General features: G+C 54.0%; 14 protein-coding genes. 10 read left to right on the top strand and 4 right to left on the bottom strand.

Annotated elements, in window-relative coordinates; translation table 11 throughout:
- The first annotated feature begins 28 nt into the window (after positions 1-28).
- The 6 genes from GBK04_RS12825 (at position 29) to GBK04_RS12800 (ending at position 5681) form a co-directional block, all read left to right on the top strand.
- Positions 29-1348, top strand: a complete 1320-nt coding sequence (locus GBK04_RS12825; RefSeq protein WP_373330939.1) for a vanadium-dependent haloperoxidase — start codon at positions 29-31, stop codon at positions 1346-1348.
- Positions 1349-1445: 97 nt separating this feature from the next.
- The gene (locus tag GBK04_RS12820) at positions 1446-2729 is read left to right on the top strand and encodes a Gfo/Idh/MocA family protein (protein WP_152760231.1); all 1284 of its coding nucleotides are present in this window, start codon (positions 1446-1448) and stop codon (positions 2727-2729) included.
- A 222-nt stretch (positions 2730-2951) separates the two neighbouring features.
- Positions 2952-3422: a hypothetical protein gene (locus GBK04_RS12815; protein WP_152760229.1), complete on the top strand. Its 471-nt coding sequence runs from the start codon at positions 2952-2954 to the stop codon at positions 3420-3422.
- Positions 3423-3440: 18 nt separating this feature from the next.
- Positions 3441-4130 (top strand): hypothetical protein, encoded by a 690-nt coding sequence (locus GBK04_RS12810; RefSeq protein WP_152760227.1) that lies wholly within the window; start codon positions 3441-3443, stop codon positions 4128-4130.
- A 10-nt stretch (positions 4131-4140) separates the two neighbouring features.
- The gene (locus GBK04_RS12805; protein ID WP_373330938.1) at positions 4141-4923 is read left to right on the top strand and encodes a sensor histidine kinase; all 783 of its coding nucleotides are present in this window, start codon (positions 4141-4143) and stop codon (positions 4921-4923) included.
- A 140-nt stretch (positions 4924-5063) separates the two neighbouring features.
- Positions 5064-5681, top strand: a complete 618-nt coding sequence (locus GBK04_RS12800) for a PDDEXK family nuclease (RefSeq protein WP_152760223.1) — start codon at positions 5064-5066, stop codon at positions 5679-5681.
- A 57-nt stretch (positions 5682-5738) separates the two neighbouring features.
- Here GBK04_RS12800 and GBK04_RS12795 read toward each other — a convergent pair whose 3' ends face one another.
- The 4 genes from GBK04_RS12795 to rbsK all read right to left on the bottom strand — a co-directional run bounded on the left by GBK04_RS12795 (position 5739) and on the right by rbsK (position 12021).
- A complete protein-coding gene (locus GBK04_RS12795) occupies positions 5739-6725 on the bottom strand; it encodes a nucleoside hydrolase (RefSeq protein ID WP_152760221.1) in 987 nt (328 codons plus the stop codon).
- 32 nt (positions 6726-6757) lie between these two features.
- Positions 6758-9874 carry an AAA family ATPase gene (locus GBK04_RS12790; RefSeq protein WP_152760219.1) on the bottom strand — a complete coding sequence of 1039 codons (3117 nt, stop codon included), beginning with the start codon at positions 9872-9874 and terminating at the stop codon, positions 6758-6760.
- A 93-nt stretch (positions 9875-9967) separates the two neighbouring features.
- The gene (locus tag GBK04_RS12785) at positions 9968-10963 is read right to left on the bottom strand and encodes a GRP family sugar transporter (protein WP_152760217.1); all 996 of its coding nucleotides are present in this window, start codon (positions 10961-10963) and stop codon (positions 9968-9970) included.
- Positions 10964-11103: 140 nt separating this feature from the next.
- A complete protein-coding gene (rbsK, locus tag GBK04_RS12780; protein ID WP_152760215.1) occupies positions 11104-12021 on the bottom strand; it encodes a ribokinase in 918 nt (305 codons plus the stop codon).
- 165 nt (positions 12022-12186) lie between these two features.
- Between rbsK and GBK04_RS12775 the strand changes: the two genes are divergently transcribed.
- From GBK04_RS12775 to GBK04_RS12760, 4 genes are all read left to right on the top strand, one after another.
- A complete protein-coding gene (locus GBK04_RS12775) occupies positions 12187-13518 on the top strand; it encodes a sugar porter family MFS transporter (protein WP_152760213.1) in 1332 nt (443 codons plus the stop codon).
- A gap of 12 nt (positions 13519-13530) precedes the next feature.
- Complete coding sequence (locus GBK04_RS12770) at positions 13531-14433, top strand: carbohydrate kinase family protein (protein ID WP_152760211.1); 903 nt, start codon at positions 13531-13533, stop codon at positions 14431-14433.
- A 129-nt stretch (positions 14434-14562) separates the two neighbouring features.
- Positions 14563-16053 carry a glycoside hydrolase family 32 protein gene (locus GBK04_RS12765; RefSeq protein WP_373330937.1) on the top strand — a complete coding sequence of 497 codons (1491 nt, stop codon included), beginning with the start codon at positions 14563-14565 and terminating at the stop codon, positions 16051-16053.
- A gap of 64 nt (positions 16054-16117) precedes the next feature.
- Positions 16118-17842, top strand: coding sequence for a GMC oxidoreductase (locus GBK04_RS12760; RefSeq protein WP_152760207.1), 1725 nt, complete (start codon positions 16118-16120; stop codon positions 17840-17842).
- The last annotated feature ends 19 nt before the right edge of the window (positions 17843-17861 follow it).

Here is a 17861-nt window from a genome sequence, read left to right as displayed (position 1 = left end):
GAAAGTTGAAAATGCTGTGATGAAAAAAATGAGGACAATTTTTCTTTCCATTGTATTGGTCTGGGTATTCGCGCCTATTTTTGCGCAAGACTGGAAAACCCAAACCGAACAGGCGGACTACATCCACCGGGCCATCAAGCAGGTCACGGATGTGATGGTGTACGATATTTATTCGCCGCCCGTCACCAGCCGTACCTACGCCTACGTATCGGTGGCCGCTTACGAAACCCTGATTCAGGATCAGGGTACCTACCTTAGCCTGGCCGGTCAGCTCCACGGCCTGAAACCCATTCCGGCCCCTGACCAAACCCGCCCCTACAGCCCTACCCTCGCGGCGGTCCACGCCATCCTGACCACCGGGAAAACCTTCGTAATTTCCGAGGAAAAGATCGAGGCATTCGAAAAGAACATCTTGGCCGAAATTAAGGCGAAAGGTACCCCCACCGACGTTTTCGACCATTCCATCGCCTACGGAAAGCAGGTAGCCGACCACATCATTGCCTGGGCCAGGGAGGATCAGTACAAGCAGACCCGCTCGCTGCCCCTGTACCGGGTCCGCAACGATGCCGCCTCGTGGAAACCCACCCCACCCGCCTACATCAAGGCCATCGAACCCAACTGGAACAAGCTGCGGACGTTCGTAATGGATTCCGCCGCGCAGTTCAAGCCGGTACCCCCACCCGCCTTTTCGACGGACACCAACAGCGTTTTTTACAAAGACGCCTACACCGTGTACCGGCAGGTCAGGAACAACTCGCCGGAACAACTGGCCATCGCCCGGTTCTGGGACTGTAACCCGTTTACGATGAACGTGCGGGGGCACGTGATGTACGCCACCAAGAAAATATCGCCCAACGGCCACTGGATGAACATCACCCGCCTGGCCTGCAAACAAGCCAACGCCGATGCCGTGCAAGCGGCGGAAGCTTACGCCTGCCTGGCCGTCACACTGGCCGACTGCTTCATCAGTTGTTGGGACGAAAAGTACCGCAGTTCGGTCATCAGGCCCGAAACCTATATCAATCAGCACATCGACCCTTCCTGGCTGCCAGTGCTCCAAACCCCGCCCTTCCCCGAATACACGAGCGGGCATAGCGTGGTGTCGTCCGGGGCGGCCGTGATGCTCACCAAACTCTTCGGCGACAATTTCGCCTTTGCCGACTCCTCCGAGGTGGAGTTTGGCCTGCCCGTCCGGCATTTTGCCTCCTTCCGGGTCGCCGCCAATGAAGCCGCCATCAGCCGTTTATACGGCGGCATTCACTACATGCCTGCCATTACCAACGGACAGAAAGAAGGCTTTACCATCGGGGAGTTTTTTGTGGGAAAGCTGCAGACGCGGAAGGAGTGAGTGGTTCATAGCAGAAAGGCTTTGTACTACATCCTGGCCTACGAAAAGTAGGACGGTAGCCCTGTCTGACTTTTGCCTTAAAAAATCCTATCACGCTATGTCTTTCTCTTCGAATCGCCGCCAGTTCATCAAGCAGGGCAGCGCCGCCGCTCTTGGCCTCACGCTGTTGCCGGGCTTTACCCGCCGGGTAGCCCCCAGCGACCGCCTGCGCGTGGCGCATATCGGCATCAATGGTATGGGTACCAACCATTTGAAATGGTTCGCCGCCCTGCCCGAGGTAGAAACCGTGGCCCTCTGCGACCTGGACGAAACGCACTTGGCCAAGGCCAAAGGTACCCTGCTCGAATTGAAGCCCAATGCCAAGGTCGATACCTACGGCGATTTTCGTAAGATTCTGGAACGCAAAGACATCGACGCCATCACCTGCGCTACCCCTGACCACTGGCACGCGCAGGTAGCAATCCTGGCGTTTGAGGCGGGCAAGGATGTGTACGGTGAGAAACCGCTGTCGTATAGCGTGCGAGAGGGTCAGCAGATGCTCAAATCCCAGCAGAAGCACGACCGGATTTTTCAGCTGGGTACCCAGATTCACGCGGGCGACAACTACCACCGCGTGGTGGAGCTAATCCGCGCGGGTACCCTGGGCAAGGTACATACCGTGCGGCTCTGGAAGTCGGGCGCGCCGCCGATTATGGGGGCACCGCAGTACCAGGAACCGCCCGCCACCCTCAACTGGGATTATTGGCTGGGCCCCGCGCCGTATTCGCCCTACTCGCCCGAGCGTTGTCATTTTACCTACCGCTATTTTCTGGATTATTCCGGCGGGGTGTTTCAGGATTTCTGGTGCCATATTGCCGACGTGGTATGGTGGTCACTCAACCCGCAGAACCTGACAAGCATCAGCGCGCGCGGTGAGAAATCGGAAGGCGCGGGCAACACGCCCAAATGGATCGACGTAGACTACCAGTTTGACGGCCTGAAAATCCATTGGACTACCGATCCACCCAAGGTACCCGGCGCCGAAAAGCGGGGCATCGGCGCCTACTTCGAAGGCGACAAGGGTACCCTCCTCTGCGACTACGGCAGCCGCGAAATCACGATCAACGGCGTGGTGATGCCGGATATCGACACGGTACCCATTACGCTCACGCGCTCGCCGGGCCATCAGCAGAACTTCGTGGATGCCGTCAAGAACCGCACCCAGCCCGAATCCAACCTGGAATACGCCCGCCTGATGACGATGCCCATGCACCTGGGGCTGATCTCGTGGCGGCTGGGTCGTCCGCTCCGCTGGAACGCCCGGCGTGAGAAATTCCGGGGCGACGCCGAAGCCAACGATCTGCTGTCGCGGAAGTACCGCAAGGGCTGGGACTGGATTTAGAATAGGTTCCTGTATTTCCGGCAGTGTTGCTTGTATCAAAGGGGTACCCTGGCATTAGTTTGCTTTACCCGCTAATCCGGAGATGCGGCGTGATGTAGTTTTTTCCTTTTCAAAAGGGTGTTTTTCTGGGATAATAATGGGTATTTTTCCCCTAACCGGGACTATTCTATCATCGTAGTTTTATAGCGAAAAATGAACCCTCATCCCAAACCCGCTACCCTCATGTCCTTACAAAACACTTATCTTGAAAATGAAGGAAAAAATTTCTCCGCCGAAAAAAGAAGAGCAAGCTGGAACACGGAAGAAATCATCAAAGATCCGCCCGTGAACGATCACCCCCAAACGCTGGCCAGGCAATTGACCGAGCTGATGACTACCTTTATTCGGCCAGAATGTATTGAAAGCAACGGTGAACCCAAAAAAGAACTGGGGCTGATGTTCACGGTGCACAAGAAAGTCCTGCTTAAACTACTTGAGCAAAAGGATTGCGAGGGCCTTCGCATCTATTTCGCTTCCAAAACAATAGATGACAAGGTTCGGACCAATCTGGTGCTAAAACCCGTAGATGCCAGCCTGTATGAACTGGATGCCGTAAAGTCCGAAGAAGTGGTGATGTTTTGCGAAAGTCCCACCGAATGCCCGCCCGAAACCCGTTGCCCCAGTGAAAGTTTTGACAACGTACCTAACACCTAAACCACTCCCCTTCTTCTGTTGAATCTCTTAAAAGACATGCAGTTCTATGAATGGCTGATCGTGAGCAGCATGGCACCGGGGGCAGTGATCGGAATCGCTCGATTTCGGTCGCTGCCCCTCTTTATGAAGTACGTTGCGCTATTTTTTGTTTGCTCCCTTGGTATGGAATTGGCCGCCGATTACCGGATGATCGTGTTACGGCAGAACAATCTGATTTTCTACCACCTTATGACTTTGTTACAATACACCTTTTTAGCCTTTTCCTTCCGCGAAGTCATTTTTTTTCCCTGGGGCAAAAAACTCATCCTCCTGTCCGTACTTGTGGTTTTTGCGGTCGAAATCGTATTCGTTTCAACGGGTATTCAGGTATTCACCCAATCGCCCTCCTGGCTGCGGCTGATGTGTCGCACGCTCCTGCTGTGCTGGATTCTCCTCTACCTCAAAACCCTGCTGCAAAGCGATAAACCGCAACCCCTGCTTTCGATCCCAAGCTTCTGGGTATGTTTAGGCATTCTGGTGCATTTTGCCAGTTTTCTGCAGGTAGGAATCATGCGCTATCTCATTGAAACCGATCGTCCCCTCGCGCTTTTCTGGTACCATATCAGCATTTGGTTTGATGTGATATTCTATATAATTTGCGCATACGCACTATATTTAGCGGCTTCTCGCGCTCCGACCGACGATCATGTCCAATGGGATTCCTTTTGATGTCACAATCTTGCTCGTATTCGGTACGGTATCCTTTATTGTTATCATTGTTTTTCTGGTTTCGTTTGTCGGACTCTACCAAAAGAAGCAATTCCAGTACCAGGCCGAAAAAATAGCGCTCAAAAACAGCTACGAACGGGAGATTCTGGAATCACAGCTAGCCGTGCAAAACAGTACCCTGCAACACGTCAGTCAGGATCTACACGACAATGTCGGTCAACTGCTCATGGTGGCGGGGCTCAACCTGCGTACCCTGAAGGAAAAAGCCCAAAAGACGGATCTACTGGGTCAGATTCAACAAACCGACGAGATCGTCCGGCAGGCAATTGCAGAGATCCGGGCGCTCACCAAAAGTCTGGATGGCGAATTTGTCAATCGATTTGGCCTTTTGGAAAGCCTGAACTACGAGATGGAACGGCTTACCAAAACCCAGCAAATCAAGGCGGACCTGACGGTAGAAGGCGAATCCTACGCACTGAGCCACGAACACGAAATCGTCCTGTTTCGCATGGTGCAGGAATCGCTGAGCAACACGATGAAATACGCCGAAGCCCGGCACATTCGGGTTCAGCTGGCCTACCAACCCAATCGATTGATACTGGAAGTCGAGGACGACGGAAAGGGGTTCGACCTGGCAGAAGTCCTGAGTCGGGAACTTGCGGACTCGGGGGCCGGTCTGAAAAACATGCAACGACGGGCCAGGTTGATCGGGGGTACCTGCGATTTTCATCCCACCGTGGGGCAGGGTACTAAAATTACGATCACCGTTCCCCGAACGACCGGTACCCTCTGAATGTTCGACACGGGAAGTGCTGGGGCCATAATGTAGTCAGCCGGATAAGGCAGGGGAGCTGGATTCTAGGGATGTGAATTTGTTTAGTTATATTTGACTGAGCTTCTTGAACCTAGGTTTGCAATAAGAAAATTTGAACCATGATAGCGACAAAATATGGCGTACAAAGTACAAAACCCCGTACGAAGGTACCCGATTATTTGATTTACGAAATCATGGACGGGCAACCGATCCACTACAAAGGGTATCGGGACGTAATGTTGGGTAGTAAAAAGTTTTCTGAAATTATGGGATCAAGTGCCTTGCAATCGCTGATCGTTACTTATCTGGTTGTCCTGCTCGGTAATCTGTTGAAAGGGTCGAAGTACAGGATGCTAACCAGCGAAGTTGGTATTCACCTCGACAAGCGGAACAATTTAGCGGGCGACGTGCTCATTTTTGACAAAGAACGTATGCCTATTGAAAGTATCGGTGAACATTTTGCCAACGTACCACCCAAAATAGCCATTGAAGTGGATATACTGGCTGATCCCAGCGATATAGATCCTACGACCTACGTTTTCAACAAGACTCAAAAACTGCTTGACTTTGGCGTGGAAAAAGTGATCTGGATTACAACCAAAGCTAAAAAAGTGACCGTGGCTACTGCTCACACCGATTGGCAAACCATGGACTGGAACAGGGAAATCGAAGTGCTGGACGGAATCACTTTTAATGTAGGTGAGTACCTGACCAGCGAAGGTTCGCCTTTCGCCTAGCATTTTTTATTTTTTTACCTTTCAAATTTAAGGTAACCCAAACCGCTCCCACACCCCTTACCGCGCCATCAAAGCTTCCAGCACCCGCTCCACCTGTGGTACGGGCATTTTCTCTACCAAACGATAATGACCTTTTCCGGCCGGATTCCAGCCGTTGCTGCCGTCGTCTTTGGCCACAAAGCGGCCTTCCATCAGACTGTAATACGTTTCGGGCCTTTTGATGGCTACCAGCACGGCGGTTTGGTCCCAGCTCATGCGGCCTTTTTCGTCCTGCTTGCTCATGGGAATGCTTCTCGAGAAAACATCCTTGACGGGCGAGTGCTGAATCTTGCTGTTTTGGGTCAAAGGTAGCCCCGTATGCACGGCTTGCCCGATTTCGAAGCCGCTTAGCAGAATCGGGGTGGGCCAGCCGTCGAACACGATTTTGGACGACACCGGATCGCGGTCCACATTGAATTCCCGTCCCTCGGGAAAGCGTCCCGCCATGCTGACCAGTTTTTTTACCTTTTTCATGATCAGGTCGCGGCCATTGAGCGGCGAGTACTTATCAGGTTTCGAGATAAGCAAATCGGCCATGTTGGTCAGAAAACCTACGGTCACGATGGTCACGCTACCATCGGGCTCCGCGGCCAGGGTACGGCGGTAGAGCGTCAGCGCGTCCTCGGCCTCCTCGTTGTTTTTGATTTTGTGGGGGTACCTTACCACCAATAGCGAATCCCATTTTTGTCCGGCGGTCAGGTTTACGCCCCGGCCCCGCACCACGCCCACCGGAATGTTGGGCCGCCCGAAGTAGGTGTTGAGAACATTTAGGGTAGCTGCTATGTACTTCGATTGGTTAGAAGCCACCGTCGCCAGAATATTGACCTGCCCGCTGTCGGCCAGGGTATGCATGACGGCCATGGCACCCACGTCGTCATAGTCGGGCCCGATGTCGGTATCGAGGATCAGGTTGACAGGGGTACCTTGGCTCTGCACAGGTACCTCAGGTACCACCAGTAAGGTACCCAGCAAGGCCAGGGATGAAAGCAGAAGGGTACGTTGCATCGGATTTGAATTTTATAAAAGGTAGGTTGGATTTAATAGTTTGGGATCACAAGGCTGCCGGCTTCGGTCAGCTCGATTTTCAGATGGTTCTGAATTTCCTGTTGCAGGTCTTCCACGTGCGAGATAACGCCCACGATGCGGTTCTCGCGGCGGAGCGATTGCAGGGTCTCGAATACTTCGCCCAGCGAATCCTTGTCCAGCGAGCCGAAGCCTTCATCCAAAAAGAAAAAGTTGTGCATTGCATGCGACTGGGCGTGAATTTGATCGGCCAGCGCCAGCGCCAGGGCCAGCGCTACCTGGAATTTCTGCCCGCCCGACAGGGTTTTCACCGCGCGGGTACGGCCTTCGTTCAGCAGGTCGCGCACCTGAAAATCGTACTCGGCGGGCCGGGGTTCGTACAGTTCCAGTTGTAGCTGATGGCGGGTCATTTTGTGAAAACGGGCGTTGGCCTGGTTGCACAGATTCTGCAAATGCATGGCCGACACATAGCTCACAAACCCACTGGCTTTGAACAACTTGCTCAGCGTTTCGATGTCTTTCCCCCGGATATCCAGCTTTTCCTGTTCCTTGCGCAGGTCGACCTGCGCCGCTAAATCCTCCTCCTGCTTTTTGACCTGATTGGTCAGTCCTCCCTCTTCCTTGCGCAGTTCATTGATCCGGATGGTTTGGGTTTCCAGGTCGGCCCGTACCTTTTCGTGGATTCCGGTATCGTACCGTAGCCCCGCCGTTTTTTCCTCCAATGTTTTTAACGCCGCCCGGGCAGTGTTCAGCGTCAGCCGGTACGTTTCAATTTCCTGCTGTTCGGTGGCTACGTTCAGTTCCGATTGTAACATGGCGAGTACCTCGCTTTCATCGGCAAAGTCGGAGGCGGCGATGTCTTTGGCCAGATTTTCATTCAATTCCCGCAGCGCTTCAGCCTGCTGCCCGGTATTGGTTTTAAGCGATGTGATTTCGCCCGAAAGAATATTTTGCTGATCCGTGAGCGCCTGAATTTTTTGGGTCAGTTGCTCGTAAGCTTCGGTCAATTTGTTGTAGGCCGTGTTTTGGGCGTGGATGCGGTACCTGATCTGCTCCGCCGTTTGGTTGGCAAACTCCGCCACATCCAGCCGGATTATCTGTTTCTGATAGCCCTCGGTTTCGGCCATTTTGGCGGCCAATTTTTGCTCGATCGTTTCCAGCGCGGGCCTGATCTTGTTATCCAGCAGATCGCGCGCTTCGTTCAATTCGCGTTCTTTCTGGCGATAGGTGGCTTCCAGCTGCTTGATCTCCCCCTGCTGCTGCCGGTCTTTTTGAAAAGCCTCCTGTACTTTTTCCTCGTCGTCTTTAGAAAAATCCGGCCATGTGAACGCCGCATCCTGTCGCGCCAGCGCGGCTTTGTTTTCCTCCCACTTTTCCCGGATAACCTTCTTTTGCCTTTCATAAAGTGCAAACTCTTTTTCCAGAACGCTGAGCTGGTTTTTGAGCTGGTCGTAGGCAATTTCCGTTTCTCGCAGCTTTTTTTGCTTTTGCTCGAAGGCCATCAATTCGTTTTCCAGAACACTTGCACCGCCCATCACCTGCGGATGATGCAACGATCCACAGAGCGGACAAGGCTCACCGGGCTGTAGGTCGTGGGCGTACTTGCGGAGTTCGCGCTGGGTTTTCAGGTGCAGGATGTCCTTTTCCAATTCGGCATGCTGGCCCACTAGCCTCTGCTTCTCCTCATCGATCCGCTCACGCAGCCGGACGGGCGGCGTGGCCGCATCCTCGGGACCAAAAAGCGCGTCGAAAGGCGCTGCGAGCAGGAGGTCGGCCTTGCTCTTTTCGAGTTTTTCCTCGTCGTCGGCTACGGCTTTGGCATCTTTTTTCACTGATTCTTTGGTAGCCAGGATGGCATTTTTGGTCGAAAACCACTCCGCCACTTTCGTAACCACCTCCAAATCCACCCGTCCTGATTTCGCCTTATCCAGGGTTGTTTCCAACTCGCCTTTCTGCTGTGTCAGTTGGCCGATGATATCCTTTTTTTGCACAAAGGCTATTCTGCCACGCTTCTGGTCGTCTTCCAGCTTGGCCCGCTCCTCCTTCGACTGCGCCAAAGTCAGCACCAGGCCCAGTTCTTCCGTTTCCTTTTTCAGCGCGTCCCGCTGCTCATACTGCGGCAGGATTTCAGCGAGTTTTTTGCGCTCGTCCGCGATGCGCTGTTGGACCTCCGCCATCGATTTTTCTTTTTCCCGCAAGGTACCCTGGTCTCGCGCCAGAGCAGTTTCCTGAATTTTCTTCTGCTCCAGCACCAGCTTGAAGGTATTGCGACACGAGAGGTACCGGTCGAGTCGCGCGGCACGCGCCATGAAATCGGCCTCCTGGGTAGCGAGTGCCGTTATTTTCTGTTCGGCATTTTGCTTATCCACAAAAAGCTGGCGCAGGGTTTCGAGCTGCTTTTCGTCGGCGGTCAGGACTTTCAGCTCATTATCGGTGAGTTTAATTAACGCCTGTGTATTTTTCAGCCCCTGCCGCGACTGTTCGAGTAGTTCGGGGGTAGTTTGTCCGAGTTGGGTGAGCTTGCCCGCCAGATTCTCTAACAGCGTGTCGTTGCGGATTTTCAGGATTTTTACTTTTGCGGCCAGGTCGTAGCGTTCCAGCTGAAAAATCTCGTTCATCATCCGGGTACGTTGCGCCTGCGGCAGGTCGAGAAAATCCTGGAACTTGCCCTGCGGAATGATGATGGTACGCTTGAAGTTTTCGTAACTCAGGCCAATGATTTTTTCCGCGACCTGGTCGGTTTCGATGGGTGCCCAGTCGTCCAGTTCATCCATCCACCGGTAAGCCCGGCGCTCAAACGTCTTGACATCATCGAACCGCTTGCTGTTGCGCCGCCCTTTCACTGTAAAGCGGTACTTGTGGCCCTCTTGGCCCGCCAGGCATATGTAGTCGATCATCAATTCATCCGAGCGCAGGTTCATCATGTTGTAATTGCGGTCGTCGCCCGATTTGTTGAGGCGGTCGGTCTCGCCGTAGAGCGCAAAGGTGATAGCTTCCAGAATCGAGGACTTACCACTGCCTACCTTGCCAAAAATGCCGAAGAGGGCCGTTTCGGTCAGTCGGGAGAAATCAATCTCCTGGGTTTGCCGGTAGGAATATAAACCTTTGATGGTTAGGTATACAGGAATCATTATACGCGTGTGGATACAGGAGGGTACCCTTTACTTGTAGGTCAAAATTCAACGATATTACCCAATATTAATGTAAAAAACACGCTCTATCCATTACCGGGCCGCGATGATCAGACCCAACCCCACGATATAGCACAGGAGCATGCCGTTCAGAATCAGTGTGGTGGAGCGGGGTACCCCCTTGAATTCTTTCCAGATATAGATACCCCATAACGCCGCAATGACCGTCGCCCCCTGACCCAGACCGTACGAAATGGCCGGTCCGGCTTTGCCCGAAGCGATGATGCTGAACGCCATACCAACGCACCAGATCGCCCCGCCCAGAATGCCCATTAGGTGGTTTTTGCCGCTGCCCCCAAAATAGTCGGCATAATGCACCGGACTACCTTCGAAGGGCCGCATCATCAGTAGTGAGTTGAACACGATATTGCTCAGCAAAATACCCAGCGAGAACAGTACCACTGCCGTATACGGGCCCAGTTTGCCCGCTTCGGGTAGGGTGAAATCGGCATACATGGAGGCCGCCACGTATTTGTAAAAATAGCCCATAAGTACCCCGGCGATCACCGAAAGCAGCAAGCCCCGGGTCGATACCCCCTGCCGCTGCCGGGAAGTAGCCCGGTAGGCATAGGCATTGAGCAAGATGGCCGCCACAACCAAACTTACACCCAAAAACAGCAGGGTCGCATCCCCGACGGGATTGTCGAGGTAGTTGACGATTACGCCAATCACCAGCGCCAGCCCGATGCCCACCGGAAATGCCACCGACATGCCCGCGATGGCAATGGCCGCCACCAGCAGGATGTTGGCCGCGTTGAAAATAATTCCGCCCAGCACCGCCGACCCCAGGTTGGCCGCCGAGGCTTGTTCGAGATCAGCCAGGAAGCTGCGCCCGCCCGCGCCCTGACTGCCCAGGGTGAAAGCAAAGAGCAACGCTACCAGCACGATACCGATGACGTAATCCCAATAGAACAGCTCGAACCGCCACGAACTGGCCGCCAGCTTCTGCGTGTTGGCCCACGAACCCCAACATAGCATGGTGATAATACAAAAGAAGACAGCAACGGAGTAGTTTTCTATGATGAACATGAGGGTAAGGGTTGTTGAATTGTTGAAGACAAATTGGCCTTTTTGTGTATTTTAATCACTGATTATGAGTTACTCATGATTTTTTTTACTAATTAACTATCTCAGGTACTTCTGTACTATTTTCTTCTATACTAATCACCTTACCCCAGAGCGGCATTCACTTCCGCACGCGACGGGATGGACGACTGTGCCCCCAGCCGCGTTACTGATAGGGCAGCCGCCTGGCAGGCAAACGCGAGGGCGTCGGGCAGGGGCATTGCTTCGGATAGAGCCACCACCAGCGCACCATTGAACACATCACCCGCCGCCGTAGTATCCACCGCCGCGACCGCCGGTGCCGGAACCAGCAATTCGAGGGAAGTATTGTAGAAAAAGGCACCTTTCGCACCGAGTGTGATAATGACGTTCCCGACACCTTTTTCGTCGTGCAGGATACGGGCCGCCCGTCGGGCGGAGTCGAGGTCGGTGACCGTCACGCCCGTGAGGAGTTCGGCTTCGGTTTCGTTGGGCGTAATGAGATACAGGTGTTTCAGGATTTCATCGCTCAGGTTGCGGGCGGGAGCGGGGTTCAAGATTACTCTTATCCCTTTTTGGGCGCAGGCCACTACGCTCCTTTCCACCGTATCCAGCGGGATTTCCAGTTGTAGCAACACCAGTTCTGCTTCAGGACAGGCATCCAATGCCACGGCCACTTCCACCGCCGACAGGTTGGCATTGGCCCCGGGAGCCACCATGATGGCGTTTTCACCCTGCTCGTCCACGCTAATGAGGGCTATCCCCGATGGTGCGGTTCCGTCTTTCAGAACGAAGCGCGTATCCATGCCCGCCCGTTTGAAACCGTCAATCGCTTCCTGGCCAAACACATCGCTACCTATTTTTGCAATAAAAATCACTTTGCTCTCTCCCAGCCGTTGGGCCGCCATGGCTTGGTTGGCACCCTTGCCGCCCGGATTCATCAGGAAGGTACCCCCGAGGATTGTCTCGCCGGGGCCGGGCAGTTTGGCGGCCTTCACCACCATGTCTGTATTGGAACTGCCAATGACGATAATCTGCTTCATAGGGTTTCCTAGGTTGAAGTTGCGGATTTACGTGGTTAAAAGAGAGGAATGTAGTGCTTTTACCCCCACTGACCTCAAGCGGTAGTACCCCGCGGTTTACCGTTTTGGATTGCCAAAATTTAACTGCAACTTTGATTCCTCCTATTAACCCTGACTCTTTCGCCCATGAGCAACGCTGGTAAGATTTTCCTTTGGTCCATTTCCGCTGCTTTGGGCGGCTTTCTCTTCGGCTTCGACACGGCGGTGATTTCCGGCGCCGAGCAAACCCTGCAAATCCTCTGGAATTCCAGCGCTTTCGAACACGGCCTGACCGTGTCCATTGCCCTCATCGGCACGGTGATTGGTGCCTTGTACGGGGGGGTACCGGCCGATAAGTATGGCCGCAAAATCAGCCTGCTGATCGTAGCCGTTCTGTATTTGGTATCGGCATTGGGCTCCGGCCTGGCCACGGGCTGGTTCATGTTTTTGATCTTCCGGTTTATCGGCGGAGTAGGGGTAGGTATCTCGTCGGTAGTGGCACCCATGTACATTTCCGAGATCGCACCTCCCTCGCGGCGGGGACGGCTGGTAGCGTTGTTTCAGTTCAATATCGTGCTGGGCATCCTGGTGTCTTATCTTTCCAACTACGCCCTAGAAGGCATCGGCGAAAACGCCTGGCGGTGGATGCTGGGTGTAGAGGCGATTCCGGCGCTACTCTTCATGGTCACGCTCTTTTTCATACCCGAAAGCCCGCGCTGGCTGATCTTGAAACGGAATAAAATCCACGAAGCGCGGGAAATTCTCAACGTGAGCGATTCGGAAGAAGCCGAGCGGGTCGTGGTCGCCATTCTGAAAAGTCAACATCAGTCCACCACGGGTAGCTATAAAGATTTATTCAAGCCGCTGTATAAAACGCCCGTCCGGCTGGCTGTGCTGTTCGCGCTGTTCAACCAATTGTCGGGTATCAACGCTATCATCTACTACGCACCGCGCGTGTTCGAGATGGCCGGGTTGGGGAAAGAATCGGCGCTGCTCTCCTCGGCGGGTATCGGGCTCGTCAACCTGCTGGCTACCTTGCTGGGGCTGTCGCTGATCGACAAGTTTGGCCGGAAATTTCTGATGTACGTAGGTACCCTGGGCGTCATTGCGGCGCTGGTACTGGTGGCCAACGCTTTTTTCAGCGAAAACCTGGGCGGCGCGCAGGTACCCATTTACCTGTTCATCTACATTGCCTTTTTCGCCCTGTCGCAGGGAGCCGTGATCTGGGTCTTTATTTCCGAGATTTTCCCCAACGATATCCGGGCCTACGGGCAGTCGCTGGGTAGCTTTACGCACTGGATCGCCGCCGCCATTATTTCGTTCATTTTTCCCTACATCGCCCAGACCTTCGGCGGCGGACCTACCTTTTCCTTTTTTGCTGGGATGATGGTACTGCAATTGCTGTTCGTCTGGCGCATGATGCCCGAAACCAAAGGTACCTCCCTGGAAGGCATCGAGGAAAAGGTGGTGGCCGCTTAAAATGAATTGACTATGAGCCCGAAAAACATAATCTGCTTCGGAGAAGTGCTGTGGGACATGCTACCTACGGGAAAAATGCCCGGCGGTGCGCCCATGAACGTGGCGTTTCACCTCAAAAACTTCGGCCTGAACACGGCCCTGATCAGCCGGGTCGGCAGCGACGACCTGGGCGACGAATTGATCGAATTCATGCAAAAGGCCGGCCTGGATGTCTCTCTGGTTCAGCGTGGCACCAACCACCTCACCGGGGTCGTGAAGGTCAATATGGACGATGCAAATGAGGTAACCTACAAAATTGTGCAGCCCGTCGCCTGGGACTATATCCAACTGGAAGAGGAAGCCGTTCGGGCCGTGGAACGGAGCGATGGCTTCGTGTTTGGCTCATTGGCTGCCCGGAATCCGGGCACACGCGAGACGCTGCACCGACTTCTGGAAAAAGCGACTTTCAAGATATTCGATGTAAATTTCCGGGAGCCTTACTATACCCAGGAAACCGTGGAGTACCTGCTTCAGCAAGCCGATATGGTAAAGATGAATGCTCATGAGCTGGCCCTAATTACTGCCTGGCAGGGTACCCTTACCGACGAGCGTTCGGCCATTCAACGCCTGTCGGAGCGTTTCGATGTACCTACCATCTGCGTGACCCGGGGCGGGAGCGGGGCGATCCTCTGGAAAGACGGCGCATTCTACGAAAGCCGGGGATTTGCCGTACAGGTGAGCGATACCATTGGCAGCGGAGATTCGTTTCTGGCCGCCTTAATCAAAGGCTTGCTTCATAACGACCCTCCGGCCGAAAGTCTGGAATTTGCCTGCGCTACGGGCTCTTTGGTAGCTTCCCGCCAGGGTGCCACGCCACGCATTACCGGGGACGAAATCCGGTCGCTGATGGGGGGCTCCCGCCGGGTGAGCCAATAGAAGCTGGCTGGTCGGCATTACGGTTAGACCAGAACCCGGATTGTTGATGTTAGATTATAAAAAGAGAGAAATTCATGCTCCGTTTTTCCTATGTTCCTACATCCTGATAATTCCTTGCGCTTACCTGGTATGTACCAACTAATCGCTTTCCTGTTCTTGGGCGGGCTCCTGATCGCCTGCGGTTCTTCCGACGATGAATCCACAAGCACTGAACCCGCCGACTACCGTCCGGCGTATCACTATGCCCCGGCCAAAAATTGGGTCAATGACCCCAACGGCCTGGTATACCTCGACGGGGAGTACCATCTGTTCTACCAATACAATCCTTATGGCGACACCTGGGGCCACATGAGCTGGGGGCACGCCGTGAGTCAGGATCTGAAAACCTGGGAAGAACTACCCGTAGCGCTGAAAGAATACTCGAACGCCGATAGTACCGAAACCATGATTTTCTCGGGCTGCGTGGTAGTGGATAGCCTCAATACGTCGGGCTTCTTCGCGCCAGGCTTCCGGAAAGGTATGGTGGCGATTTATACTTCGCACGTGTACAAGGGTGAGGAGGGCCTGGCCCAACACCAGAGCCTGGCCTACAGCGCCGACAAGGGACGTACCTGGACCTACTACGGTAAGAACCCGGTGCTGGACATCGGCATGAAGGATTTTCGTGATCCGAACGTTTTCAGGTACGAGGACAAATGGAAAATGGTAGTAGCCAAGCCGCATGAGTACAGCGTGCAAATCTACGAATCGACCGACCTGAAAGAATGGAAGCTGCTCAGTGAATTCGGTAAAATGGGCGACATGGCTAAGATCTGGGAATGCCCCTCACTTTTCAAGGTACCCGTCGAAGACACCCTTCCGGAAAAGTGGGTGATGATGATTTCGAGTGCTGCCGAAGACACCGCCTTTACAGGAATGCAGTACTTCGTAGGTGATTTTGATGGAAAAAAATTTACGCCCCAGAAACAAAAGGAGGTTTTCCGGGTGGATCTGGGTAAAGATTTTTACGCCGCTATCCCCTTCCACAACCTACCCCCCACGCAGCCGCAACCCATCATGATGGGTTGGGTTAACAACTGGGCCTATGCCAATAAAATCCCTACCGAGGGCTTCCGCGGTATGTTTTCATTGCCCCGGGCGCTTTCCCTTTATCAGCAAGATGGCGTGTACCGGCTACGGCAAAGACCCATTTTCAAAGACAAGCTTCCCGTCCGCACCCTCACCATGAAGGCTAGCGACCTGGCCGCCGGGGTCATCATGAAGCTGGATGGAAATTCCTACCGGGTGGACCTAACCGTCGAATTGGCCGAAGCTAAGGATTTTGAAATAAAACTGCTGGATAACGAAACCGAAACCAGCCTGCTATCCTACGAGATAGCCACGGGCAAGATGACCTTCGACCGGACAAAATCGGGAAAGGTGGCTTTCCACGAAAAGTTTTCCAGTGTGGAATCTATGACCGTCATGCCCCAAAATGGCGAACTGAAACTGGCCATTTTTGTGGATAATTCCGTAATAGAAATCTACGCCAATGACGGTATGGCTGTACTGACCGACCTGGTGTACCCCACCAAAAGCAAAGGCGTGGTGGTGATTGGCGAGCAGCGTAAGGTAGAGTAAACCGACAGACTCCATATACCTGGGTACGTATAGCGGCGTTACTTCTTTATACAACATACAGATTATGAGCGATAAATTAGTTTGTGCCTACCAGCAGACCGATACCACTACCTACGAGGCCATCGTAATTGGTTCGGGCATCAGCGGCGGCTGGGCGGCCAAGGAACTCTGCGAGCAGGGAGTCAAGACCCTGGTGCTGGAACGCGGCCGCCCCATCGAGCATATCAAGGATTACCCCACGGCTACCATGAATCCCTGGGATTTTGAGTACCGGGGCCGAATGCCGAAAGAATATCTGGAAGAGAATCCGCTGATTAGCCGGGCGGCGGGTTTTGGGGCCGACACAGCCCATTTTTTTATCAAAGACGCCGACCACCCCTACGTCCAGGAAAAACCTTTCGACTGGATACGTGGCTATCAGGTGGGGGGTAAATCCATTATCTGGGGTCGGGCCTGCCAGCGCTGGAGCGACTTTGAATTCACCGCCCCCAGCCGTTTCGGCTACGGCCTCGACTGGCCCATCCGCTACGCCGACGTAGCGCCCTGGTACGCGCATGTCGAGAAGTTCATTGGCGTGTGCGGACAGAAAGATGGCCTGGAAGCCATGCCCGACGGGGAATTCATGAAACCTTTCGACCTGAATTGTGTGGAAGCGCACATTCAGCAAAAACTCAAAAGCCACTACCAGGACCGGCACGTGGTACACGCCCGCTGGGCGCAACTTACCGAACCCCAGCCCGTCCACCATCAGCAGGGCCGGGCCAGCTGTCAGGCGCGGAATCTGTGCATGCGGGGCTGTCCGTACGGGGGGTATTTCAGTTCGGTTTCCTCTACCCTACCCTGGGCGCAGGCTACGGGCAACCTTACCATCCGACCCTTTTCGGTGGTCCATTCCATTATCTACGACGAGCAAAAAGGCAAGGCGGTGGGGGTACGCGTGATCGACACCAACACGCAGGAAACCATCGACTACTTCGCCCGGATTATTTTCCTGAATGCCTCCGCCCTGAATAGCAACCTGATTCTGCTCAACTCGAAGTCGTCGCGGTTTCCCGAAGGACTCGGCAACGACAATGGCCTGCTGGGCAAATACATTGCCTTTCATAACTACCGGGCCTCTGTGAGCGCCGCCATGGACGGTTTCGAGGATAAATATTATTTCGGCCGTAATCCTACCGAGCCCATTCTGGTCAATTACCGCAACCTGCACCGGCAGGATACGGATTATCTGGGCGGCTTCACCACTTTTCTGGGAGCGTACCGCACACGGGGTGCGGCCGACGGCAAGGTACCCTCCTTCGGCGCGGCGTTCAAGGAATCCCAATCTCATCCCGGCCCGTGGCGGACCTACATGTACATGCAGGGTGAAACCATTCCTAAAGCCAGCAATGAGGTACGCCTGAGCAAAACGGAAACCGATCCGTGGGGAATTCCGTTGCTGGTCACTTCGGTAGGTTACGATGAGAATGATGAAAAAATGATCAAAGACTTCCTGACGCAAAGCACCGAAATGCTGGAAAAAGCGGGAGCGCGGGACATCCGGCAGCACGACAGCCATCAGGCGCCCGGTCTCGACATCCATGAAATGGGCGGCGTACGGATGGGTCGCAATCCGAAAACCTCACTGCTGAACGAATGGAATCAGCTGCATACCGTAAAGAACGTGTTCGTGACCGACGGGGCCTGCATGACCAGTACCGGAAACCAGAGCCCCTCGATCCTGTATATGGCCCTCACCGCCCGGGCAGCTACCCACGCAGTAGCCGAGATGAAAAAAGGAAATCTGTGACGTAGTAATAGTAAGGTAA

Origin of the sequence: Salmonirosea aquatica, assembly GCF_009296315.1 — a bacterium.
GTDB lineage: Bacteria > Bacteroidota > Bacteroidia > Cytophagales > Spirosomataceae > Salmonirosea > Salmonirosea aquatica.
The sequence above is the reverse complement of the archived record's forward strand: the minus strand, read 5'-3'. Positions and strand labels throughout refer to the sequence as shown.